Annotated in this window: 18 protein-coding genes, 2 tRNA genes and 3 rRNA genes; 7 read left to right on the top strand and 16 right to left on the bottom strand. The window is 65.5% G+C overall.

Going from position 1 to position 23,956, the window contains the following annotated elements; translation table 11 throughout:
* Positions 1-20 precede the first annotated feature (20 nt).
* Positions 21-464 (top strand): carboxymuconolactone decarboxylase family protein, encoded by a 444-nt coding sequence (locus tag FHR38_RS21300; protein WP_184536324.1) that lies wholly within the window; start codon positions 21-23, stop codon positions 462-464.
* Positions 465-606: 142 nt separating this feature from the next.
* On the opposite strand, the gene ndk is transcribed toward FHR38_RS21300, so the two are convergent.
* Positions 607-1,032 (bottom strand): nucleoside-diphosphate kinase, encoded by a 426-nt coding sequence (gene ndk, locus FHR38_RS21295; RefSeq protein ID WP_184536323.1) that lies wholly within the window; start codon positions 1,030-1,032, stop codon positions 607-609.
* Between the two features lie 221 nt (positions 1,033-1,253).
* Between ndk and FHR38_RS21290 the strand changes: the two genes are divergently transcribed.
* Positions 1,254-2,798 (top strand): VOC family protein, encoded by a 1,545-nt coding sequence (locus FHR38_RS21290; RefSeq protein WP_184536322.1) that lies wholly within the window; start codon positions 1,254-1,256, stop codon positions 2,796-2,798.
* Between the two features lie 8 nt (positions 2,799-2,806).
* Here FHR38_RS21290 and FHR38_RS21285 read toward each other — a convergent pair whose 3' ends face one another.
* Complete coding sequence (locus tag FHR38_RS21285; protein WP_184536321.1) at positions 2,807-3,658, bottom strand: helix-turn-helix transcriptional regulator; 852 nt, start codon at positions 3,656-3,658, stop codon at positions 2,807-2,809.
* Positions 3,659-3,760: 102 nt separating this feature from the next.
* On the opposite strand from FHR38_RS21285, the gene FHR38_RS21280 reads away from it, so the two are divergent.
* Positions 3,761-4,489: an SDR family oxidoreductase gene (locus FHR38_RS21280; protein ID WP_184536320.1), complete on the top strand. Its 729-nt coding sequence runs from the start codon at positions 3,761-3,763 to the stop codon at positions 4,487-4,489.
* Positions 4,490-4,600: 111 nt separating this feature from the next.
* Positions 4,601-5,329: an SDR family oxidoreductase gene (locus tag FHR38_RS21275; RefSeq protein ID WP_184536319.1), complete on the top strand. Its 729-nt coding sequence runs from the start codon at positions 4,601-4,603 to the stop codon at positions 5,327-5,329.
* An 87-nt stretch (positions 5,330-5,416) separates the two neighbouring features.
* On the opposite strand, the gene FHR38_RS21270 is transcribed toward FHR38_RS21275, so the two are convergent.
* From FHR38_RS21270 to FHR38_RS21260, 3 genes are read right to left on the bottom strand one after another with little or no spacing between them, the layout of a single operon-like run.
* A complete protein-coding gene (locus FHR38_RS21270; protein WP_184540017.1) occupies positions 5,417-5,815 on the bottom strand; it encodes a DUF4233 domain-containing protein in 399 nt (132 codons plus the stop codon).
* 53 nt (positions 5,816-5,868) lie between these two features.
* A complete protein-coding gene (locus FHR38_RS21265; RefSeq protein ID WP_246447606.1) occupies positions 5,869-7,140 on the bottom strand; it encodes a bifunctional folylpolyglutamate synthase/dihydrofolate synthase in 1,272 nt (423 codons plus the stop codon).
* A 59-nt stretch (positions 7,141-7,199) separates the two neighbouring features.
* Positions 7,200-9,836 (bottom strand): valine--tRNA ligase, encoded by a 2,637-nt coding sequence (locus FHR38_RS21260; RefSeq protein ID WP_184536317.1) that lies wholly within the window; start codon positions 9,834-9,836, stop codon positions 7,200-7,202.
* A 69-nt stretch (positions 9,837-9,905) separates the two neighbouring features.
* On the opposite strand from FHR38_RS21260, the gene FHR38_RS21255 reads away from it, so the two are divergent.
* Positions 9,906-10,616 carry a hypothetical protein gene (locus FHR38_RS21255; protein ID WP_184536316.1) on the top strand — a complete coding sequence of 237 codons (711 nt, stop codon included), beginning with the start codon at positions 9,906-9,908 and terminating at the stop codon, positions 10,614-10,616.
* 357 nt (positions 10,617-10,973) lie between these two features.
* On the opposite strand, the gene rrf is transcribed toward FHR38_RS21255, so the two are convergent.
* From rrf to FHR38_RS21240, 3 genes are all read right to left on the bottom strand, one after another.
* Positions 10,974-11,090 (bottom strand): 5S ribosomal RNA (gene rrf, locus FHR38_RS21250).
* A 79-nt stretch (positions 11,091-11,169) separates the two neighbouring features.
* A 23S ribosomal RNA gene (locus tag FHR38_RS21245) occupies positions 11,170-14,276 on the bottom strand.
* A 345-nt stretch (positions 14,277-14,621) separates the two neighbouring features.
* Positions 14,622-16,138: ribosomal RNA gene (locus FHR38_RS21240) — 16S ribosomal RNA — on the bottom strand.
* The 16S, 23S and 5S rRNA genes sit together here, the layout of an rRNA operon.
* Positions 16,139-16,782: 644 nt before the next feature.
* Here FHR38_RS21240 and FHR38_RS21235 point away from each other — a divergent pair.
* Positions 16,783-16,998, top strand: coding sequence for a hypothetical protein (locus FHR38_RS21235; protein ID WP_184536315.1), 216 nt, complete (start codon positions 16,783-16,785; stop codon positions 16,996-16,998).
* Positions 16,999-17,079: 81 nt separating this feature from the next.
* Here the strand turns inward: FHR38_RS21235 and FHR38_RS21230 are convergent, their stop codons facing one another.
* The 7 genes from FHR38_RS21230 to FHR38_RS21200 all read right to left on the bottom strand — a co-directional run bounded on the left by FHR38_RS21230 (position 17,080) and on the right by FHR38_RS21200 (position 23,127).
* Positions 17,080-17,877, bottom strand: a complete 798-nt coding sequence (locus FHR38_RS21230; protein WP_184536314.1) for a carbon-nitrogen hydrolase family protein — start codon at positions 17,875-17,877, stop codon at positions 17,080-17,082.
* 85 nt (positions 17,878-17,962) lie between these two features.
* Entirely contained in the window at positions 17,963-18,577 is a 615-nt protein-coding gene (locus tag FHR38_RS21225) for a GNAT family protein (RefSeq protein WP_246446675.1), read from the bottom strand.
* A gap of 32 nt (positions 18,578-18,609) precedes the next feature.
* Complete coding sequence (gene clpX, locus FHR38_RS21220; protein WP_184536313.1) at positions 18,610-19,902, bottom strand: ATP-dependent Clp protease ATP-binding subunit ClpX; 1,293 nt, start codon at positions 19,900-19,902, stop codon at positions 18,610-18,612.
* Between the two features lie 208 nt (positions 19,903-20,110).
* Positions 20,111-20,773: an ATP-dependent Clp protease proteolytic subunit gene (locus FHR38_RS21215; RefSeq protein WP_184536312.1), complete on the bottom strand. Its 663-nt coding sequence runs from the start codon at positions 20,771-20,773 to the stop codon at positions 20,111-20,113.
* Positions 20,774-20,782: 9 nt separating this feature from the next.
* Positions 20,783-21,424, bottom strand: a complete 642-nt coding sequence (locus tag FHR38_RS21210) for an ATP-dependent Clp protease proteolytic subunit (RefSeq protein WP_184536311.1) — start codon at positions 21,422-21,424, stop codon at positions 20,783-20,785.
* Between the two features lie 174 nt (positions 21,425-21,598).
* A complete protein-coding gene (gene tig, locus FHR38_RS21205; RefSeq protein ID WP_184536310.1) occupies positions 21,599-22,939 on the bottom strand; it encodes a trigger factor in 1,341 nt (446 codons plus the stop codon).
* A gap of 114 nt (positions 22,940-23,053) precedes the next feature.
* Positions 23,054-23,127: transfer RNA gene (locus tag FHR38_RS21200), tRNA-Pro, on the bottom strand.
* Between the two features lie 324 nt (positions 23,128-23,451).
* On the opposite strand from FHR38_RS21200, the gene FHR38_RS21195 reads away from it, so the two are divergent.
* Positions 23,452-23,525 (top strand) — tRNA-Gly (locus tag FHR38_RS21195).
* Between the two features lie 107 nt (positions 23,526-23,632).
* Here the strand turns inward: FHR38_RS21195 and FHR38_RS21190 are convergent.
* Positions 23,633-23,842 (bottom strand): hypothetical protein, encoded by a 210-nt coding sequence (locus FHR38_RS21190; protein WP_184536309.1) that lies wholly within the window; start codon positions 23,840-23,842, stop codon positions 23,633-23,635.
* Positions 23,843-23,956: the final 114 nt, after the last annotated feature.

The raw sequence follows: 23,956 nt of genomic DNA, 5'->3' as shown, positions 1-23,956 counted from the left end.
AACGGTTCAAGGAGAGGTCCATGGACACGCGAATCGACCTGTCGAAGGTGGCACCGGAGGGGATCCGGGCGGTGCTCGGGTTGGAGCAGTACGTCCGCACGAACGTCGAGCACACCGTCCTGGAGCTGGTGAAGCTCCGCGCATCGATGATCAACAGATGTGCCTACTGCGTCGACATGCACAGCCGGGACGCCCTGGATTCGGGCGAGTCCAGCCGGCGGCTGTTCGCGGTCTCCGCCTGGCGGGAGGCGTCCTTCTTCGACGAGCGGGAACGCGCCGCCCTGGCGCTCACCGATGCGGTGACCCGACTGGGTGAGCACGGTGTGCCGGACGAGGTGTGGGAGCAGGCGACCAAGGTGTGGTCGGAGAAGGAGGTCGCCGATCTCGTTCTCGCCATCGCCACCATCAACGTGTGGAACCGGATCGCCGTGACCTCGCGGACCCAGCCGCCGGTCACGGTCTGACCACTGCCGGCTCCCGGCAGCGGTACGGGGGTGAGCTGGCCGGCCGGTCGTCATGGACCGGCCGGCCAGTTCGTCAGGTCAGCCCAGCTCGTCAGGTCGACGCAGCTTGGTCCGTCAGGTCGACGCAGCTTGGTTCGTCAGGTCAGCCCAGTTCGGGAAACCAGAGGGCGATTTCGCGCTTGGCGCTGTCGACCGAGTCCGAGGCGTGCACCAGGTTCTCCCGGTTGGACATGGAGAGGTCCCCCCGGATCGTGCCGGCGACGGCCCGACGCCCGTCGGTGCTACCGATCAGGCCGCGCACCACCTCGATCACCTGGTCACCGGAGAGCACCAACGCGACCAGCGGACCGCCGGTCATGAAGGATTTCAGCGGCGGGTAGAAGTCCTTGTCGACGTGCTCGACGTAGTGCTGGTCGGCCAGTTCGGCGTCCATGCCCCGCAGCACCATGGCCTCGACCGTCAGGCCCTTCCGCTCGAACCGGCCGAGGATCTCGCCGACCAGGCCACGCCGGACCGCGTCTGGCTTGATCAATACGAGCGTACGCTCGGCCGAGCTGCTGATGGACACGCTGCTTCCTCCTGGTGCGATGAGGGGTACGACGTAAACAGCGTCAGCCTATCGACCCGACCTGACCCAGGAGGTGGTGGTCACGATCATCCCGGATCGCCCAGGCTGCGATCCTCGTGATCATCGCCCGGTTCCGGCGGCGCGCCCACTATTCGTACCGTTCTTACTTCCCATCGGCTGCGGGGCGGGCCTAGCCTTGGCAGTAACCAGGGAGGTCCACTGTGGCGAATGGCAGAAGCCGACCGATCGCACCCGTACGCAAGCTCATCTCTGCGGTACTGGGCACCGTCGCCACCTTCGTGACCCTTTTCGGCCTCGGCATGACCAGCTGGTCCATCGTCGCCCTCGGGGTCGCCCTGCTGGTCCTGGCCGTCGCTCTGGTCGTGGTGCGCACCGGCGGCCGGGCCTGGGTCACCGGCATCGCCCACGTGCACAGCGCTTCCGAGCCACCGACGGCGTACTCTTTCGGCCGGTGCGAGCTGCAGATCGTGATCGATGCCCCGGGGCTGCCGCCCCGATCCAAGAAGATCATCGAGCCCCGGGTGCCGGTCGCGAAGTGGCCCGTCGCGGGACAGACGCTACCGATCAAGATCGCCATCGACGATCACCGGCACATCCGCATCCTCTGGGACGACGTGCCCACCCACACCGAGGCCGCCGCTGCCGCCGACGAGTTGCCACCCGAGTTCGACGACCTGGACGGCCTGGCCGACGACGTCCTGATCGAGGAGGATGCGCCACCATGGGCACGCCCCCGGCCGGACGACGGCTACCCGAGCACGCCGCCGCCCAGGGACCCGGTGACAGTCGACCTCACCGACGAACTCGGCGGTGGGGTACGGGAACGGGAGGACCCGGTGGTCGTACGCCAGACCGCCGGCGGCACGATCGTGCTGGAAGGCACCCTGGTCGAGACCCCCACCCTGCCTCCCCTGCCGCGTCGCCCCCGGACTAGCCCTGACCACGACGAGCCGGCCACGCCGCCGATCGCCCAGCCGGAAGCCGCCGAGGTCCGGCTCGATGACATCCAGCGGGATCCCGATGACGTGCAGCGGGACGACCTCCGACCCGATGACGTGCGGTCCGACATCGCCCGGCCCGATGACGCCCCGCTGCCTGACGGTGGCGAACCGGCAACCACGGCCCCGGCTCCCCCGCCCACCCCCACACCCGATCCCGCAACCGGCGGCGACACCTCCCGGGACGCAGACCTTCCCGACGACGACCTGGCCGACCTCGTCGACCTCGTCTCCGGCTACGACACCGAGCCCGGTACGGAAGCCAACCGGCCCGACCCGACCGACGACGAGGACGTGATCCTCGCCGACCTGATCGGCCCGACCTCGGGCGCGGCAGCGGGCGCAGCCGGCCCGTTCCAGGGGGTCGGTATCACCCTGCTCGTCACCGACCTCGACCGGTCGGTCGGGTTCTACCGCGACATGCTCGGCTTCTTCGAGATCGACGGGGGCGAGGGCAACGCCGTACTGGCCTCCAACTCCACCCGCCTGGTGCTCCGGGCCATCCCGGAGGCCGCCCCGATCAACCGCCGGCTGGTCCACCTCAACCTGGAGGTGACCGATGTCGAGGCGGTCTATGAGGACCTCAAGAGCAAGGGGGTCCGGTTCACCTACGCGCCCCGGGCCGTCAACCGGGGAGCCAAGCTGGAGTTGTGGGCCGCCGCGTTCCGCGACCCGGACGGGCACGGTATCGCACTGACCCAGTGGCGGGACCGGCCGGTCGACCAACCGGCACCGGTTCACGAGTAGACCACCGCTCAGGTGGGCTGCTCGGCCATCCACTGGGTGCCCACCACGCTGAGCAGTTCCAACGCCTCCGCGGAAGGACTGCCCGGCACGGCGCTGTAGATGATCAAGCGCTGCCCGTGCCCGGCGATGTCCAGCACCTCGCACTCCAGGGCCAACTCCCCCACCACCGGGTGCCGGACCTGCTTGGCGGTCGAGCCGCGCCGTACGCACACCCGCAACTGCTCCCAGCGGCGGACGAACTCCGGGCTCGCCGAGCGCAGCCGGGCGATCAGGCGATGGATGCCCGGGTCCTGCGGGTACTGGGCCGCAGCAGCGCGCAGTTCGGCAACGCATTCGTCAGCGAAGGCAGAGGACTGCGGTTCGGTCAGGGCCAGCTCCGAATACTCGCCGGCGAACAGGTTCCAGACCATGTTGCGCCGCTCGGCTGGCCACCCGGACGGGTCCCCCATCAACGCGGCGGCCATCCGGTTCCAGGCCAGGATCTCGTACTTCACGTCGATGACGTAGGCGGGCGTGTCATCGAGCCGATCGAGCAGGTGCAGGACACCAGCCGGCACGTCCGGACTCGGGCCGGTCGGTGGAGCGGGGACCTCGCCAACGAGGTGGTACAGGTGTGCGCGTTCGGCGTCGTACAGTCGCAGCGCCCGGGCCAACGCGGACAGCACCTGACGGGACGGACGAGGACCGCGCGCCTGCTCCAGCCGGGCGTAGTAGTCCACCGAGATGCCGGCGAGCCGGGCCACCTCTTCGCGGCGCAGGCCGGGGGTACGACGTCGGGTGCCGGCGGCCAGCCCCACGTCGCCGGGCTGTACCCGACCCCGGCGACTGCGTAGGAACTCGGCGAGATGCAGACGGTCCATATGGTCATTCTCGGCTGATCCGGCAGGCCCAACCAGGGACCGCCAATCCATGGTTGAACCGGTCTCTCCTCACCGGCTCGGCAGCGTCGCAGGCTGGGGCGCATGAACGAACCGAAGATCGCCCTCGTGACCGGGGCCAACAAGGGAATCGGCTACGAAATCGCCCGTGGGCTGGGCGAGACAGGTGCCATCGTGCTGGTCGGGGCACGCAACATGGAACGCGGCACGGTTGCCACGGAGAAGCTGACCGCCGAGGGAATCACCGCCATACCGGTGCAACTGGAGGTGACCGACCCGGTGTCGGTCTCGGCCGCCGCCGCCCGGATCGAACGGGAGTACGGCCGGCTGGACATCCTGGTCAACAACGCCGGCATCCTGCTCGAAGGCGGGCAGCGGCCCAGCCAGATGCCGGTCGACCTGCTGGAACGGACCTACGCCACCAACGTCTTCGCCGTGGTGGCGGTGACCAACGCGATGCTGCCACTGATCCGCCGGGCGGCAGCCGGACGCATCGTCAACATCTCCAGTGGCCTGGGCTCCCTCGCCATCACCAGCGACCCACACGGCCCATACGCTCCATTCCCGCTCCTCGCGTACAACTCGTCGAAGAGCGCCCTCAACTCGATCACCATCTCGTACGCCAACGAACTACGGGACACACCGATCAAGGTGAACGCCGCCGATCCCGGCTACTGCGCGACCGACCTGAACGCGCACGCCGGACCGCGTACCCCGGCCCAGGGAGCGATCGCGGCGATCCGGCTCGCCACCCTGCTCGACGACGGCCCGACGGCCGGTTTCTTCAGTGAGGAGGGCACCGAGCCCTGGTGACCCCCACCCGCACGCACGCATCAGCGCCGGACGAGTCCGCCTGTCCGGCGCTGATGCGGTTCGGGCACTTCGTCTCTTCTCACCGGTTCGGGAACACCCCAGACTGGGCGCATGAACGAACCGAAGATCGCCCTCGTGACCGGGGCCAACAAGGGAATCGGCTACGAAATCGCCCGTGGACTGGGCGAGACAGGTGCCACGGTGCTGGTCGGGGCACGTCACCTGGAACGCGGGGCGGATGCTGCGGAGAAGCTGGCCACCGAGGGGATCAATGCCGTGGCGCTGGCGTTGAACGTGACCGATCCGGCTTCGGTCTCGGCCGCCGCCGCCCGGATCGAACGGGAGTACGGCCGGCTGGACATCCTGGTCAACAACGCCGGCATCTCGCTGGAACAGGACCAGAAACCCAGCGAAGTGCCGGTGGACCTGCTGGAACGGACCTACGCCACCAACGTCTTCGCCGTGGTGGCGGTGACCAACGCGATGCTGCCGCTGATCCGCCGGGCGGCGGCCGGACGCATCGTCAACATCTCCAGCAGTCTGGGTTCCCTCGCCATCACCAGCGACCCACACAGCCGGTACGCGCAGTTCCAGATGCTCGCGTACAACTCGTCGAAGAGCGCCCTCAACTCGATCACCATCTCGTACGCCAACGAACTACGGGACACACTGATCAAGGTGAACGCCGCCGATCCCGGCTACTGCGCGACCGACATAAACGCGCATGCCGGACCGCGTACCCCGGCCCAGGGAGCGATCGCCGCGATCCGGCTCGCCACCCTCCCCGACGACGGCCCGACCGCTGGCTTCTTCAACGAGGAGGGCGTCATACCCTGGTGACCAGCCGACTGGACACAGGTCGCCGGACGGGTGGATCCGTCCGGCGACCTGCACCGAGGGCCAATGCCCGAGGCCGGCGGCCTGTGCCTAGCTCAGGATGACCCGCCGGACATGCAGCACGTAGACCCAGACCAGCCCGAACATGAATCCCAGCACGCCCAACGACCAGTGCAGGAACCCGGAGAGCATCAGCAGCCCCTGAAGTACGGTCGCGACGTGCCAGGCCCACGGCCGGCGCATCATCCCGGAAAGCGTCACCGCGAGCACCGCCAGTGCGACGATCACGCCGATAGCCGTACCGCTCAGGTCCCCGCCGACCAACCGGATCGGCTGAATGGCCAAGAGCAGGACGAGGGCCTCCAGGATCAGGGTGGCGGCCCCCAGGCTTCGCACCGTTCGCGCTGGGTTCTTCAGCCCCGACCGTCGGCCGGCACCGTCCGACGGACCGTCCGGCGCGTCATCCGGTACGGACTGCGGCTCATCCAGCGATACGGACTGCGGGTCGTCCTGCACCGCCTGCGGCCGGGGCACTTCGTCGCTCACTTCTTCAACAACCGTCGGGCGTCGGCAACGGTCACCACCGAACCGGTGACCAGCACCCCCACCCCGCTCAGTTCGCCCTGGACATCGGACTCCGCGAGCCCGACAGCGGCTTCGATGGCGTCGGGCAATTCCGGTGCCAACTCCACCCGGTCCGGGCCGAACACCTCCACCGCCAGCCCGGCCAGTTCCTCCGCGGGCATCGCCCTCGGCGAGGTGTTGCGGGTGACCACGATCGCGTCGACCACCGGTTCCAACAGTTCCAGCAGGCTCTCGGCGTCCTTGTCGGCCAGCACACCGACCACGGCCACAAGGCGGCTGAAGGCGAACTCCTCCTGCAACGCGGTCACGGTCGCGGCCATGCCGTGCGGATTGTGCGCGCCGTCGAGCAGGATCGTCGGCGCGCTGCGGACCCGCTCCAACCGTCCGGGGGAACTCGCCGCCGCAAAGCCCTCCCGGACCGTGTCGACAACGATCTGCCGGTTGGCCCCGGCACCCAGGAACGCCTCCACGGCGGCCAGCGCCACGGCCGCGTTCTGCGCCTGGTGCGCCCCGTGCAGCGGGATGAAGATGTCCTCGTACACCCCGCCGAGGCCCTGCAGGGTGAGCACCTGTCCGCCGATCGCCACCGCCCGCCGCAGTACGCCGAACTCACTGCCCTCCCGGGCCACGGTGGCCCCGACCTCGACGCAGCGTTCCAGGATCGGCCTCGCGGCCTCCTCCTCCTGGGCGGCCAGTACGACCGTGGCACCGGGATGGATGATCCCGGCCTTGGCCAGCGCGATGTCCTCGACGGTGTCGCCGAGCCACTCGGTGTGGTCCAACCCGATCGGGGTGAGTACGCAGACCCCGGCGCTGAGCACGTTGGTGGCGTCCTCAGCCCCGCCCAGCCCGACCTCGACGACGGAGACGTCGACCGGGGCGTCGGCGAAGGTCGCGAACGCCAGCGCGGTGGTCATCTCGAAGTACGTCAACGGCTCGGTGGACTTCTGGTCGACCAACTCGGCCAGCGGGGCGACCTCACGGTACGTCGATACGAACCGCTCCTCGCTCACCGGCTCACCGTCCAGGCTGATCCGCTCCCGTACCGTCTCCAGGTGTGGGCTGGTGTAGCGGCCGGTGTGCAGCCCGAACGCCCGCAACAACGAGTCGATCATGCGAGCGGTCGAGGTCTTGCCGTTGGTTCCGGTCAGATGGATCGCCGGGTAGGCCCGCTGCGGGCTGCCCAGCAGGTCGAGCAACTGCTCGATCCGGCCCAGGTCGAAGACCATCCGGGTGAAGCCCCGCTGGGCCAACTCCGCGTCGATGCTGGCGAACTCCGCACGATCGGTCACGATGGCAGCGCCTCCAGTGCGGTGGTGATGCGGGCGATGTCCGCCTCTGCAACGGTCAGCCGGTCCTTGATCTTGTTGACCACCGCTTCGGGGGCCTTGCCCACGAACGCGGGATTGTCGAGCTTCGCCCGCGCCTGGGCGACCTCCTTCTCGGCAGCCGCCAGGTCCTTCGTCAACCGGGCCCGCTCGGCCGCGACGTCGATGGACCCCCGGGTGTCCAGGGCCACGGTCACCCCACCGGGCACCGCGAGCGTGGCGCTGGCCTGGAACTCGGCACCGGCCTCGTCGAGCCGGACCAGGGACCGGATCAACGAATCGTGCGCGGCGATGCCAGCATCGGTCAGACCATCCAGCCGGGCGGCCACCCGCTGGGCGGGCCGAAGCCCCTGGTCGGACCGGAACCGGCGAATCTCGGTGACCACCCGCTGGAGCGCGACCACCTCTTCCTCGGCCGGGTCGTCGATCAGCGCCGGCTCCGCCGCCGGCCACGCCGCGATCATCACCGTCGACTCGCCGTCCGCGGCCGACCCCGAGGTCAGGGCAGACCACAGTTCGTCGGTAACGAACGGGATGACCGGGTGCAGTAGACGCAGCAACTGGTCCAGCACGTGCCCCAGCACCCGCCGGGTCACCGCCGCCGGCTCACCCCCACCGGCCAGTACGGGCTTGGACAGCTCCACGTACCAGTCACACACGTCGTCCCAGGCGAAGTGGAAGAGGATGTCGCAGACCTTGGCGAACTCGTACGCCTCGAACTGCTCATCCACCTCGGCGATGACGTGCTGAAGTCGGGACAGGATCCACCGGTCCACGGTCGACAGCTGAGTCACCTCGGGCAGCACGCCGTTGACGTGCGCGCCGTTCATCAACGCAAAGCGGGTGGCGTTCCACAACTTGTTGCAGAAGTTCCGGGAGCCCTGGACCCAGTCCTCGCTCACCGGCACGTCCTGCCCCGGGTTGGCCCCCCGGGCCAGGGTGAAGCGGGTCGCGTCGGCACCGAACCGGTCGATCCAGTCCAACGGGTCGACCACGTTGCCCCGCGACTTGGACATCTTCTTGCCGAACTGGTCGCGGACCAGGCCGTGCAACACGATCGTGTCGAATGGCGCCCGGCCGTCCATCGCGTACAGCCCGAACATCATCATCCGGGCGACCCAGAAGAAGAGGATGTCGTAGCCGGTCACCAGGACGCTGGTCGGATAGAACTTGGCCAGGTCGGCGGTCTGCTCCGGCCAGCCCAGCGTCGAGAACGGCCACAGCCCACTGGAGAACCAGGTGTCCAGCACATCCGGGTCCTGGTGCCAGCCCGGGCCGGTGGGCGGCTGCTCGCCCGGCCCGACACAGACCGTCTCGCCGTCCGGGCCGTACCAGACCGGGATCCGGTGGCCCCACCAGAGCTGGCGCGAGATGCACCAGTCGTGCATGTTGTCGACCCAGGCGAAGTAGCGCTTGGTCATGTCCGCCGGCTCGACCCGCACCCGGCCGTCCCGGACCGCGTCGCCGGCCGCCTTGGCCAGCGGGCCGGTGTTGACGAACCACTGCAACGACAGCCGGGGCTCCACCGTCGTACGACACCGGGAGCAGTGCCCGACCGCGTGCACGTACGGCCGCTTCTCCGCCACGATCCGGCCCTGCTCACGCAGCGCCGCGACGATCGCCGGCCGGGCCTCGTAGCGGTCCAGGCCCTCGAACGGGCCGGGCGCGGTGATGATCCCCCGCTCGTCCATGATCGTCAGGGAGGGCAGGCCGTGCCGCTGCCCGATCTCGAAGTCGTTGGGGTCGTGCGCCGGGGTCACCTTCACCATGCCAGTGCCGAACGACGGGTCGACGTGCTCGTCACCGACGATCGGGATCCGCCGGCCGGTCAACGGCAGCTCCACCTCGGTGCCGATCAGGTGCCGGTAACGCTCGTCGTCCGGGTGCACCGCCACCGCGGTGTCGCCAAGCATCGTCTCAGCCCGGGTGGTGGCCACCACCACGTCGTCGCTGTAGCGGATCGAGATCAGCTCACCGTCGTCGTCGGTGTGCTCGACCTCGATGTCGGACAACGCGGTCAGGCAGCGCGGGCACCAGTTGATGATGCGCTCGGCCCGGTAGATCAGGCCGTCGTCGTACAGCTTCTTGAAGATCGTCTGCACGGCCCGGGACAGGCCCTCGTCCATGGTGAAACGCTCACGGTCCCAGTCCACCGAGTCGCCGAGACGGCGCATCTGCCCCAGAATTCTGCCGCCGGACTCCGCCTTCCACTCCCACACCCGCTCGACGAACTTCTCCCGGCCGAGGTCGTGGCGAGACAGGCCCTGTGCCGCGAGCTGACGCTCCACGACGTTCTGGGTGGCGATACCGGCATGGTCCATCCCGGGCTGCCACAGCGCCTCGAAGCCCTGCATCCGCTTACGCCGGATGAGCGCATCCTGGACGGTGTGGTCGAGCGCGTGGCCCATGTGCAGGGACCCGGTCACGTTGGGCGGGGGGATGACGATCGTGTACGGCGGCTTGTCACTGTCGGCCGACGCCCGGAAGTGACCGGCGGCTACCCACTGCTCGTACCGGCGCTGCTCTACCTCGCCCGGCTGGTACTGGGCGGACAGGGTCGGGGGCACGTTGTGGTGGTTATCCAGTCTCTCGGTCACCCGTAAAGTCTACGGAGCGCATTCCAGGAGCCGGCGCGCACCACCACCGCTTGCCGTACGGTGGCGGCTATGTCCGACGCGCACACCTTCGGGGGCCGCCCGGCCACCGATCCGCTACCGGTGGATGTCTCCCACGAACCGGCCGACCCGGCTACCGAGCCCGACGAGCTGGTGGCCTGGCGGGAACCCGACGACGATGACCGCCCACCGGTCCGTGGCGTTTCTCGCCGCCGCCGGATCCTGCTGGGGTCGGCGCTGCTGGTCAGCCTGGTCGCGGCCGGTGGACTTGGTACGGCCGGTTGGCGCGTGGCTGACCAGAAGGACGCCCGACTGGAGACGCCGGCACAGGTCGCCGGGCTGGTCCGGGACGACAGTGAACGGGCGCGGAGCACCGCCGACTACCTCCGTAGCGGCTTTGTCGCCGACATCGACGTGGACCGGAGTATCGGGGCCGTCTACACCGATCCCGCGGACGTGAGACGTACGGTGCTGCTCTTCGGCGGTACGACTTTGCTGTGGCGTCCGGAGCACGACCTGGACACGCTGTTCGAGTTGATGTCGGACGAGGGTGGTGCCGTTACCGGCATCCGAGAGGTGCCCTCTGGGGAATTGGGCGGCACCATGAAGTGTGGTACGACCAGCGCCGACGACGGGGACCTGACCGTGTGTGGGTGGGCCGACCACGGCAGTGTGGCGCTGGGGATGTTCCCGGGACGGGATGTCACCGAGGCCGCCAACCTGCTGCGCGAGATCCGGGAAAGCATCCAAACCCGCGACTAGCTAGCCGGTCCTCTACGACTTGCCTCACCCGCGCCGGGGTCCATCCCGGACGGTAACCTGGCCCCGACCTCGCCCCACCTTGTTGTGTTGGTCAAGAGACTTACGTCAGCATCAGCCTCACCAGCCGACTCAAATCTCTTGGCCAACCCTGAGGGGGTCCGAGAAAGGGGCTCTCGCATAAAACAGGGGCACAAGGCCCGGCCCTCGTGAACATTCAAGCCCTTGTGAACATTCAGCCCGGACACAGCCCGGGGGACTGGGGGACCGGATGTCGACCGGGGAACGATACGGGTCGGGAAAACTGTCCGGGGAAACAGTTGAGGGCCACCCGTATAGGGTGGCCCTCAACTAGAAGAAGTCCGGCGGTGTCCTACTCTCCCACACCCTCCCGAGTGCAGTACCATCGGCGCTGGAGGGCTTAGCTTCCGGGTTCGGAATGTAACCGGGCGTTTCCCCTCCGCCATGACCGCCGTAACACTATCAACATATCAAAACACCACACACAAGGGTGTTTCGTTTGCTGTGAATCACACAGTGGACGCGTAGCAACTTAGTAGTCAAGCCCTCGGCCTATTAGTACCGGTCAACTGAACCCGTTACCGGGCTTACATTTCCGGCCTATCAACCCAGTCGTCTAGCTGGGGGCCTTACCCCATCAAGTGGGTGGGACACCTAATCTTGAAGCGAGCTTCCCGCTTAGATGCTTTCAGCGGTTATCCCTTCCGAACGTAGCCAACCAGCCGTGCCCCTGGCGGGACAACTGGCACACCAGAGGTTCGTCCGTCCCGGTCCTCTCGTACTAGGGACAGCCCTTCTCAAGTATCCAACGCGCACGGCGGATAGGGACCGAACTGTCTCACGACGTTCTAAACCCAGCTCGCGTACCGCTTTAATGGGCGAACAGCCCAACCCTTGGGACCTGCTACAGCCCCAGGATGCGACGAGCCGACATCGAGGTGCCAAACCATCCCGTCGATATGGACTCTTGGGGAAGATCAGCCTGTTATCCCCGGGGTACCTTTTATCCGTTGAGCGACACCGCTTCCACTCGCAAGTGCCGGATCACTAGTCCCGACTTTCGTCCCTGCTCGACCTGTCAGTCTCACAGTCAAGCTCCCTTGTGCACTTACACTCAACACCTGATTGCCAACCAGGCTGAGGGAACCTTTGGGCGCCTCCGTTACCCTTTAGGAGGCAACCGCCCCAGTTAAACTACCCACCAGACACTGTCCCTGAACCGGATCACGGTCCGAAGTTAGATACCCAAATCAACCAGAGTGGTATTTCAAGCTTGCCTCCACCCATACTGGCGTATGGACTTCACCGGCTCCCACCTATCCTACACAAGCTAATTCGAGTACCAATGTCAAGCTATAGTAAAGGTCCCGGGGTCTTTCCGTCCTGCCGCGCGTAACGAGCATCTTTACTCGTAATGCAATTTCGCCGGGCCTGTGGTTGAGACAGTAGGGAAGTCGTTACGCCATTCGTGCAGGTCGGAACTTACCCGACAAGGAATTTCGCTACCTTAGGATGGTTATAGTTACCACCGCCGTTTACTGGCGCTTAAGTTCTCAGCTTCGCCCCGAAAGACTAACCGGTCCCCTTAACGTTCCAGCACCGGGCAGGCGTCAGTCCATATACATCGAATTACTTCTTCGCATGGACCTGTGTTTTTAGTAAACAGTCGCTTCCCCCTGGTCTCTGCGGCCATACAACGCTCCACCCGCAAGGGGCTTCACGTCTCCGGCCCCCCTTCTCCCTAAGTTACGGGGGTAATTTGCCGAGTTCCTTAACCACAGTTCACCCGATCGCCTCGGTATTCTCTACCTGACCACCTGTGTCGGTTTGGGGTACGGGCCGCTCGGAACTCGCTAGAGGCTTTTCTCGGCAGCATAGGATCACTGACTTCACCTGAATCGGCTCGGCATCACGTCTCACCCACATGCACCACGGATTTGCCTATGGTGCGGGCTACACGCTTACCCCGGCACAACCACCGGCCGGGATCAGCTACCTTCCTGCGTCACCCCATCGCTTGACTACTACCCGCCAGGTTCCCACGCTCCCCGAGCTTGGTCCGAAGACCTCCCACGGTTCGGGTGGTTAGCACAACGAGGTTCATCATGGGCGTTCCTTCGCGGGTACGGGAATATCAACCCGTTGTCCATCGACTACGCCTCTCGGCCTCGCCTTAGGTCCCGACTCACCCAGGGCGGATTAACCTGGCCCTGGAACCCTTGGTCATCCGGCGGAAGGGTTTCTCACCCTTCTTTCGCTACTCATGCCTGCATTCTCACTCGTGCCGCGTCCACAGCTGGGTCACCCCGCTGCTTCACCCCCGGCACGACGCTCCCCTACCCATCCACACACCTGGACACCCACCCAAAGGAAGATGCCGAGTAAAAATGTGAATGCCACAGCTTCGGCGGTGTACTTGAGCCCCGCTACATTGTCGGCGCGGAACCACTTGACCAGTGAGCTATTACGCACTCTTTAAAGGGTGGCTGCTTCTAAGCCAACCTCCTGGTTGTCTATGCGACCCCACATCCTTTTCCACTTAGCACACGCTTAGGGGCCTTAGCTGGTGATCTGGGCTGTTTCCCTCTCGACTACGAAGCTTATCCCCCGCAGTCTCACTGCCGCGCTCTCACTTACCGGCATTCGGAGTTTAGCTGATTTCGGTAAGCTTGTAGGCCCCCTAGACCATCCAGTGCTCTACCTCCGGCAAGAAACACGCGACGCTGCACCTAAATGCATTTCGGGGAGAACCAGCTATCACGGAGTTTGATTGGCCTTTCACCCCTAACCACAGGTCATCCCCCAACTTTTCAACGTTGGTGGGTTCGGCCCTCCACGCGGTCTTACCCGCGCTTCAGCCTGCCCATGGCTAGATCACTCCGCTTCGGGTCTAGGACACGCGACTGAACGCCCTGTTCAGACTCGCTTTCGCTACGGCTCCCCCACACGGGTTAACCTCGCCACATGCCACTAACTCGCAGGCTCATTCTTCAAAAGGCACGCCGTCACCCCTAAAGGCTCCGACGGATTGTAGGCGAACGGTTTCAGGTACTATTTCACTCCCCTCCCGGGGTACTTTTCACCATTCCCTCACGGTACTCGTCCGCTATCGGTCACCAGGAAGTATTCAGGCTTACCAGGTGGTCCTGGCAGATTCACGGCAGATTTCAGGGGTCCGCCGCTACTCGGGAACATCCACAGAAGACCAGCCACTTTCGCCTACCGGACTATCACCGACTACGGTTGGCTTTTCCACACCATTCGGCTAGCAACTGGCTTTGTAACTTCTCGGACAGGTGTCAGCCCATCCAGCAGAGTCCCACAACCCCGACCACGCAACCCCTGACAGGTATCACACGCAGCCGGTTTAGCCTAAATCCGCTTTCGCTCGCCACTACTCACGGAATCACTATTGTTTTCTCTTCCTGCGGGTACTGAGATGTTTCACTTCCCCGCGTTCCCTCCACACACCCTATGTGTTCAGGTGTGGGTGACACCACATGACTGGTGCCAGGTTTCCCCATTCGGACACCCTGGGATCACAGCTTGGTTGACAGCTCCCCCAGGCCTATCGCGGCCTCCCACGTCCTTCATCGGCTCCTGGTGCCAAGGCATCCACCGTTCGCCCTTGACAACTTGACCACAAAGATGCTCGCGTCCACTGTGTAATTCTCAACAAACGACCAACCCACAACCCCACACCACCACACCTAAACCCCAACAGATCCGGTTTGCGGCAGCAGGCCATGCCTGGCAGAAAAAACAAACACCCAACAGAATGCTTGTTCCCTCAGGACCCAACAGGATGCTCTACACCCACCACCAGCCGCACCAACCCACATCGTTCCCACCACCACAGTGGCTGTACTAAACGAGGCCGGCCGTTGCCAGCAGCAGACTCACCAGTGTCTCCGCCAATGAGCACCCCAACCCGACACTCGCGGGCTGCGGGCTCCATACCGTCCTTCGACGGATGGTGCTCCTTAGAAAGGAGGTGATCCAGCCGCACCTTCCGGTACGGCTACCTTGTTACGACTTCGTCCCAATCGCCAGCCCCACCTTCGACGGCTCCCTCCCACAAGGGGTTGGGCCACCGGCTTCGGGTGTTGCCGACTTTCGTGACGTGACGGGCGGTGTGTACAAGGCCCGGGAACGTATTCACCGCAGCGTTGCTGATCTGCGATTACTAGCGACTCCGACTTCACGGGGTCGAGTTGCAGACCCCGATCCGAACTGAGACCGGCTTTTTGGGATTCGCTCCACCTCACGGTATCGCAGCCCATTGTACCGGCCATTGTAGCATGCGTGAAGCCCTGGACATAAGGGGCATGATGACTTGACGTCATCCCCACCTTCCTCCGAGTTGACCCCGGCAGTCTTCGATGAGTCCCCGCCATAACGCGCTGGCAACATCGAACGAGGGTTGCGCTCGTTGCGGGACTTAACCCAACATCTCACGACACGAGCTGACGACAGCCATGCACCACCTGTGAACGGCCCCGAAGGACCCGACATCTCTGCCGGATTTCCGCCCATGTCAAACCCAGGTAAGGTTCTTCGCGTTGCATCGAATTAATCCGCATGCTCCGCCGCTTGTGCGGGCCCCCGTCAATTCCTTTGAGTTTTAGCCTTGCGGCCGTACTCCCCAGGCGGGGCGCTTAATGCGTTAGCTGCGGCACAGAGAACCGGAGAGGTCCCCCACACCTAGCGCCCAACGTTTACAGCGTGGACTACCAGGGTATCTAATCCTGTTCGCTCCCCACGCTTTCGCTCCTCAGCGTCAGTATCGGCCCAGAGACCCGCCTTCGCCACCGGTGTTCCTCCTGATATCTGCGCATTCCACCGCTACACCAGGAATTCCAGTCTCCCCTACCGAACTCTAGCCTGCCCGTATCGACTGCAGGCCCGCAGTTGAGCTGCGGGTTTTCACAGTCGACGCGACAAGCCGCCTACGAGCTCTTTACGCCCAATAAATCCGGACAACGCTCGCGCCCTACGTCTTACCGCGGCTGCTGGCACGTAGTTGGCCGGCGCTTCTTCTGCAGGTACCGTCACTTACGCTTCGTCCCTGCTGAAAGAGGTTTACAACCCGAAGGCCGTCATCCCTCACGCGGCGTCGCTGCATCAGGCTTTCGCCCATTGTGCAATATTCCCCACTGCTGCCTCCCGTAGGAGTCTGGGCCGTGTCTCAGTCCCAGTGTGGCCGGTCGCCCTCTCAGGCCGGCTACCCGTCGTCGCCTTGGTAGGCCATTACCCCACCAACAAGCTGATAGGCCGCGAGTCCATCCCAAGCCGAAAAACTTTCCACCCCCCACCATGCGGCAGGAAGTCATATCCGGTATTAGCCCCCGTTTCCGAGGGTTATCCCAAAGCCTAGGGCAGGTTACTCACGTGTTACTCACCCGTTCGCCGCTCGAGTACCCCGAAGGGCCTTTCCGCTCGACTTGCATGTGTTAAGCACGCCGCCAGCGTTCGTCCTGAGCCAGGATCAAACTCTCCAACAAAAATCTTTGGAAAATCATCCCGGCAACATAGTTGCCAAAGGAATCACCAACCAACCAATCACAAAGGATCAGCCGGCCGGGGTTCAAACATAACTTGGCACTGGCTTATCAAGCACCCTGTTGAGTTCTCAAAGAACAAACACACACCAGAACAGGCCAGACTAGTCCGGAAAGCCCTGGGGCTGATGTTCAAGTCTATGCAGTCGGACCCGCGTGATTCAGACCAGAAAATCCAGCCTTAACCACTAGATCCAACCATCCCCGCGTGTTGACGCACACCGTACCCGGTGGTCGTTTCGTTCGGGGGAAGCCTTCAGACCGGCCGACTCGCCATCTTGCGGCGCTGTCCGCCCGGCTCCTGCCGGCTTCGTAACTCTACCCGGTCGGCTTCGCGATCGCAACCCCGGCTTGCCGGTCGATCGCACCACCCGGTTCCAGTCTCGCTCGGCGGTCACCCGCCCCGAGCCTGGCGCTCGCGGTTCCGGCCGTTTTGTCCGGTGTTCCGCTTGCAGAGAGAAAGTTACGGGACCTCGGCGCAGAACACAAATCAACGCCTGTCAACCCGTTTACCGACCGGCTCCGCGGCCGGCAGTGAGCACGTCGGGAGACGCGGACGCAGCCCTCGTTGTGCCAGAGTGTGAGCCATGACCGGCAGCCCCGGAACCTGGACGCAGGACCCACTGCTCGGGCTCCTGCTTCCCCTGTGGCAACTGGTCATCGGCGTCCTGGTGCTGGTCGCCGTACTCCTGTCGGTGCAACGGCTGGCCCGCCGAGGGCATTCCCGGATGACGACCGCGATGCTGGTGACCGGGAGCGTCATCGTCGGGCTCGCCGTGCTCAGCATCCTGGTCCAGGAGTAGGCCCGGCATCCTGATCCAGGAGTAGGACGGGTCGATCGGCACCGGGACCGGAGGGGTCGCTCCGTCCAGGCCATGGCGGAATCACATCCGCCGGTTGGCCAGGCTCGGCAGTTCCGACCGGATCCGAGCCAGCTGGTCGAGGTCGAGATTCGCGATGGTCACACCCACAGTGTCCGGCGCCTGGGCGAGCACCGTACCCCACGGATCGACAATCATGCTGCGACCGAAACAGGTACGTCCCGGCTCATGATCGCCGATCTGGCCGGCCGCCACCACGTAGCACTGGTTCTCGATGGCGCGGGCCCGTAGCAGCACCTCCCAGTGGTCCCGCCCTGTGTGCAGCATGAACGCGGCGGGTACCACCAGCACCTGCGCACCACCGACGACGGTGAGCTGTCGGTACAGCTCCGGAAAACGCAGGTCGTAGCAGATGGAGAGGCCCACCGGTACGCCGTCGACCGAGGCGACCACCGGCTCGTCGCCAGGCGCGACGCCCCGGGACTCAAGATAGGAGACCCGCCCGGGGATCTCCACGTCGTACAGGTGGATCTTGCGGTAGGCCGCTACCCGGTTGCCGGATCGGTCGAACAGCAACGAGGTGTTGTAGGTCCGTTCCGCGTCTGGGCCGATCTCGTGGAACGATCCCGCCAGCACCCACATTCCCAGCCGACGGGCAATCGCAGCGAAGAACGCCCCGAACTCACCGTCGACCGACTCCGGCTTGGGAGTCCGGGACCCGGGACCGAGATAGTCGACGTACTCCGGAAGAACGGCCAGGTCGGCACCGCCGGCAGCGGCTTTCACGAGCAGATCCTCGGCGGTGGCCAGGTTGGCCGCCCGATCGTCCCGGGCGTTGAGCTGGCAGACGGCGACACGCATGGACCGACTCTACGGCCGACGGCGGACTCGGACCATCCATCGAGCAGCGCCCGTGGTCATGCCACTCAGGACACGGCGGGTGACCTCAGGACGCAGCGCGGGTGAGAAGCGCCTCCGCTCCGACCGGTCGATATCCGGCGGCGAGGAAGGCCCTCAGGCTCGCCGCGTTCCCCGGCGCGATCTGCGCCCAGACCGGCCGCCCGGGTGGGATGAGGTGGCGGGCGGAAACGGCCAGCTGTCGGCCGAGTCCCGCGCCCCGGGCCGTCTCGTCCACCTCGACCGCAACCTCCCACCGGCCGGTCAGGCCCCGACCGATGATCAGAACGCCGCCTGTGGTGGTCCAGACCCGAACGTCGTCGCGGTAGCGGTGCGCTCGTCGTACGCGGGGATGATCGGCATCCCGGATCGGGGCGAGTGGCAGTTCCGGGGGCCCGTCGAGCGGGTCGGCCAACACCACCGCGTCGATGTTGTTGACGGTCATACCGGTCTTGTCGCAGAGCGCGGTGAGGAACGGCGGATTCAGCGGGGCGGAGAGGTCGCCGTCGGCCAACTGGGCATGCACCCAGTCTGGGTCGACGTCGGCGGCCACTACCAACAGACCGGGAAAGGCGACCACCGCTGCGGCCCGGCCGGCTGGCTGCGGGGAGGTACGTAGCCACGGGCGGTCGGGCAGCCGCTCGCCCCGCTCGACTCGGCGCAACAGTTCGCCGAGGTTGACGCTCGACGGGGTATTCAGGCCGACTTCTCCTCACGATCACGCCGACGGCGACCGGTGAACTCACGCGGCACGATCGTCGGGTTGACGTTTTCCAGTACGACCTCGCGCGTGATCAGGACGCGGGCGGCGTCCGGGTTGCTGGGCACCTCGTACATCACGGAGAGCAGCACCTCCTCCATGATGGCGCGAAGCCCACGTGCCCCGGTGCCGCGCAGCATGGCCTGGTCGGCGATAGCCTCCAGGGCCGCTGTGTCGAACTCCAGCTCGACCCCGTCCAACTCGAACAGCCGCTGGTACTGGCGGACAAGCGCGTTACGTGGCTCGGTCAGAATCTTGACCAGTGCGTCCCGGTCGAGGCTGCGCACGTTCGTGATCACCGGCAGCCGGCCGATGAACTCGGGGATCAGGCCGAACTTGAGCATGTCCTCGGGCATCACCTGACCGAAGATGTCGTCGGTCGAGCGTTCCGACACTGCCCGCAGGTGGGCACCGAAGCCCAACCCGCCCTGGCCGGTACGGGACTCGATGATCTGGTCGAGGCCGGCGAACGCGCCACCGCAGATGAACAACACGTTGGAGGTGTCGATCTGGATGAACTCCTGGTGCGGGTGCTTACGCCCACCCTGCGGGGGCACGTTGGCGACCGAGCCTTCGAGGATCTTGAGCAGCGCCTGCTGGACCCCCTCACCGGAGACGTCCCGGGTAATGGAGGGGTTCTCCGACTTACGGGCGATCTTGTCGACCTCGTCGATGTAGATGATCCCGGTCTCGGCGCGCTTGACGTCGTAGTCGGCTGCCTGGATGAGCTTGAGCAGGATGTTCTCGACATCCTCACCGACATAGCCGGCTTCGGTCAGCGCGGTGGCGTCGGCGATGGCGAACGGCACGTTCAGCATCCTGGCCAGGGTCTGCGCGAGGTGGGTCTTACCGCAGCCGGTGGGGCCGATCAACAGGATGTTGGACTTCGAGAGTTCGACGGTGTCGTTACCCGAGCCGGGTGTTCCGGCCGACTGCGCCTGAATGCGCTTGTAGTGGTTGTAGACCGCCACCGAGAGCGCCTTCTTGGCCGGATCCTGCCCCACGACGTAGGAGTCGAGGAACTGGCAGATCTCCCGCGGCTTGGGCAGCTCTTCCCACTTGACCTCGCCGGACTCGGCCAACTCCTCTTCGATGATCTCGTTGCAGAGATCTATGCACTCGTCGCAGATGTAGACCCCGGGGCCCGCGATGAGTTTCTTGACCTGCTTTTGGGACTTGCCACAGAAGGAGCACTTCAGTAGGTCGCCACCGTCGCCGATCCGTGCCACCTACGTTCTCCCTGCATTCATCGGCCGGCGCGCCGGCCCTGCCCTGAGGACGTTCACGTCCCGTCAGTCTCCGCTCCGCTCGCCGGTCCGCCCGAGGAGCGGTGCAGACCCGACGTTACCCGCTGCGGGAGGTTTCTCCGACCCCAAAAACGGGTGTGTCAGGGGCTGGCCGATCACACTGGTTCGGCCAGCCCCTGACCCGGGTTGCTCAGCGTGCGGCGTTCGCCGCCAGCAGACCCTTCTTACGGCTGGTCAGGATGGTGTCGACCACACCGTACTCACGGGCCTCTTCCGCCGTCATGATCTTGTCGCGGTCGATGTCCTTGCGCACCTTGTCGACGGGCTGGTTGCAGTGCCGCGACAGCATCTCCTCCAGCTGGGTCCGCATCCGCAGGATCTCGCGGGCCTGGATCTCGATGTCCGAGCCCTGCCCGTAGCCGCCCTCGGTAGCCGGCTGGTGGATGATGATCCGCGAGTTGGGCAGCGCCATCCGCTTACCCGGCGTACCGGCGGCAAGCAGCACCGCCGCCGCGCTGGCCGCCTGCCCCAGGCAGACGGTCTGGATGTCCGGACGGACATACTGCATCGTGTCGTAGATCGCCGTCATGGCCGTGAACGAGCCACCGGGCGAGTTGATGTACATGATGATGTCGCGGTCCGGGTCGGTGCCCTCAAGTGTCAGCAGCTGGGCCATCACGTCGTTGGCCGACGCGTCGTCCACCTGGACACCGAGGAAGATGATCCGGTCCTCGAAGAGCTTGTTGTAGGGGTTGGACTCCTTGACCCCGTACGACGTGCGCTCCACGAAAGACGGTAGGACGTAGCGGTTGTGCACGGCCGCGAACTGGGGCGGCAGGCTCAGGTCAGTCATCGTCAGCTCCTAGCTCAGGGTCCCGGCGCCTTCCGGAACCTGCGTGGCTCCGGTGATCACCTTGTCGATGAAGCCGTAGTCCTTGGCCTCCACCGCGGTGAACCAGCGGTCGCGGTCCGAGTCAGCCTCGATCTGCGCCTGGTCCTGGCCGGTGTGGTGCGCGACCCGCTCCTGGAACATCCGCTTCGTGTAGAGCATCTGCTCTGCCTGGATCGCGATGTCCGACGCGGTGCCGCCCATGCCGCCGGACGGCTGGTGCATCATGATCCGCGCGTGCGGCAGGGCGTAACGCTTGCCCTTCGTACCCGCGCAGAGCAGCAGCTGGCCCATTGACGCCGCCATGCCCATCGCGACCGTGGAGACGTCGTTGTCGATGAACTGCATCGTGTCGTAGATCGCCATACCGGAGTAGACCGAGCCACCCGGCGAGTTGATCCACAGGTTGATGTCGCGCTCCGGGTCCTCGGCGGCGAGCAGCAGCAGCTGGGCGCAGATACGGTTGGCGACCTGATCCGTCACCTCGCTACCCAGGAAGATGATGCGCTCCTTGAGCAACCGGTTGTAAACCGAGTCGTCGAGGTTGCCAATTGAGTCCCCACCGCGGGCCTCGGTCACCCGGAGGGGCATCGCTGGGATATGCATTTCGGTCATGGCAGCCCTTCGCTCTCCGTACCGTCTTACGCCCGACACTAACCGGTCACCGGGGCCACAGAGCCCCTCTCGGGACACTGTTCGCTCTCAGCGCACCCCTTACGGTGCGTACGCCGGAACGAGTCCGGCCACCACGTGCCGCAAGCGACGCGGGGCGGCCGGACGACGTCAGGATCAGTGGTCGTGGTCGTGGTCGTCCTCGCCCCGCACCGCGTCCAGGGTCACCTCGTTGCCGGCCGAGTCGGTGATCTTGATGCGCTCCATCACCGAGGACAGCGCCTTACCGCGCCGTACGTCACCGAAGACCGCGCCCGCCGCACCAGAGCGGACCAGCTGGTCGTAGTACTGCTGGGGAGCCATCCCGGCCCGCTGCGCGCGGTGCACGATCTCGTGCCCGAACTCGTCGTCGGAGACCTGCACGTCCTCGGCGTCGGCCAGGGTGTCGAGCAGCAGCTGGATCTTGACGCCGTCGGTGGCCGCCTCGGTCAGCTCGGCGTCGATCTGCTCCTCGGTCTTCTCCTCGGCGGCGAGGTACTCCTCCAGCGAGGCGCCGATGCGCTCCAACTGGTCGACCATGGCCTGCTTGCGGTGCTCGACCTCGTCCCGGACGACCCCCTCCGGCGCGGGCACCTCGGCGGCCGCGACCAGCTGCTCCAGGGCCTTGTCCCGGGCGGCGTAGATCTGCTCGACCTTCTTGCCCCGGGTCACCCGCTCGCGCAGGTCGTTACGCAACTCCTCCAGGGTGTCGAACTCGCTGGCCAGCTGGGCGAACTCGTCGTCCAGCTCGGGCAGCTCCTTCTCCTTGACCGTACGCACGGTCACCGCCACGTCGGCGTCCCGACCGGCGAAGTCACCGCCGACCAGCTGAGTGACAAAGGTGGTCGACTCGCCGGCCGAGAGCCCGACGAGGACCTCGTCCAGTCCGGGCAGGAGCTGCTTGCTGCCCACCTCGTGGGAGATGTTGGTGGCCGAGCCGCCCGGCACCTCTTCGCCGTCGACCGTCGCGGCCAGGTCGATCTGCACGAAGTCGCCCTCCTGGGCGGCCCGCTCGACCGTCTTGAGCGTCGCGAACCGCTGGCGGAGGCTGTCCACCTGCTCGTCGATCTCACTGTCGCCGATCTGGACCTCGTCGACCGTCACCTCGATGCCGGACAGGTCCGGCAGGATCAGCTCGGGACGTACGTCCACCTCGGCGGTGAACTTCAGCACCTCACGGTCGGTCAGCTCGGTGATCTCCACCTCGGGGCGGCCGAGAGTCTTGATCTCGTGCTCGCGCACGGCAGCGAGGATGTTCTCCGGGATTGCCTCCTGCACCGCCTCGTTGAGCACGGCACCCCGGCCGACCCGCTGGTCGATGACGTTGGCCGGCACCTTGCCACGGCGGAAGCCCGGCACGTTCACCTGCTGGGCGATCTCTCGGTACGCCTTCTTGAGGCTCGACTCGAGCTCGACGAACGGCACCTCGATGGCGAGCCGCACGCGCGTCGGGCTCAGAGTCTCGACGGTGCTCTTCACAGGCGTACTCCTTGACAGATCTCAGTCTGATATGGGCGTGATTCGGCTACATCGAGTGTAGGCGAACCAGCATGTGGCACCAGCGGCACCCGACGCCGCGGTCGTCTCTCACAGTCGGGGTGGCGGGATTTGAACCCACGGCCCCTCGCTCCCAAAGCGAGTGCGCTACCAAGCTGCGCCACACCCCGTGGCCGACGAAGAGTGTATGCCTTCCATGCCCGGTCGCGCCCGCTGGTATCGGCGCGGCGGACAGGAGACCCCCGACATCACCTCAGGGAAGCCCTCCGATGACCCTCCGTACCGAATAGTACGTGGCCTCGCTCCCGCGTCGCAGACCGCCGATGACGACAGATCCGCCAGCTCCGCGATCAGGTCAGGCTCCATGACCAGGTCGGGAAGATCACCGAGTACGCCGAGGGCAACATCGAGAGAATCCTGGCCGACACCCCGGCATCCCCGCTCACCCTGGACCGGGTACGCTGTTCCCCACGTCCTTGATGACCAAGGCGTACGCGGGCGTAGCTCAATGGCAGAGCTTCAGTCTTCCAAACTGACGGTGCGAGTTCGATTCTCGTCGCCCGCTCCACCAACAACGGCCCAGGTCAGCGAGCACATCGCCGCACCTGGGCCGTTCTCGTTCCAGCTCTCTTCGATCTTGCGATCCACACGCCAGTAGCTGCGCCGCCTCCAGTCCTAGAAGGCGTTCCACACCGCCATGCCGAACGTGAGCACCCAGCTGAGGATGACTCTGGAGAACACCACGAGGGTTGCCAGCGCCAGGAACCCCAGTATCGCCAACGTCACCAGCACCACAAAGACGCTGCCGTTCGTCGCCGCATACCGCCAACCACGACAAGCCGGCACCTCATCAGCGCCGCTGCTCTCCTCATCGAAGAAGATCACGAACCAGAGGCTACGCCGTAGCCCGACCACCGGATTCCCGGGCTTGCCGCACAACGCACATCCGACCAGTGGCCGTGGCGTCACAGCGGCATCCGATAACCACCATCCAACGCA

Origin of the sequence: Micromonospora polyrhachis (genome assembly GCF_014203835.1) — a bacterium.
Taxonomy (GTDB): domain Bacteria; phylum Actinomycetota; class Actinomycetes; order Mycobacteriales; family Micromonosporaceae; genus Micromonospora_H; species Micromonospora_H polyrhachis.
The sequence above is the reverse complement of the archived record's forward strand: the minus strand, read 5'-3'. Positions and strand labels throughout refer to the sequence as shown.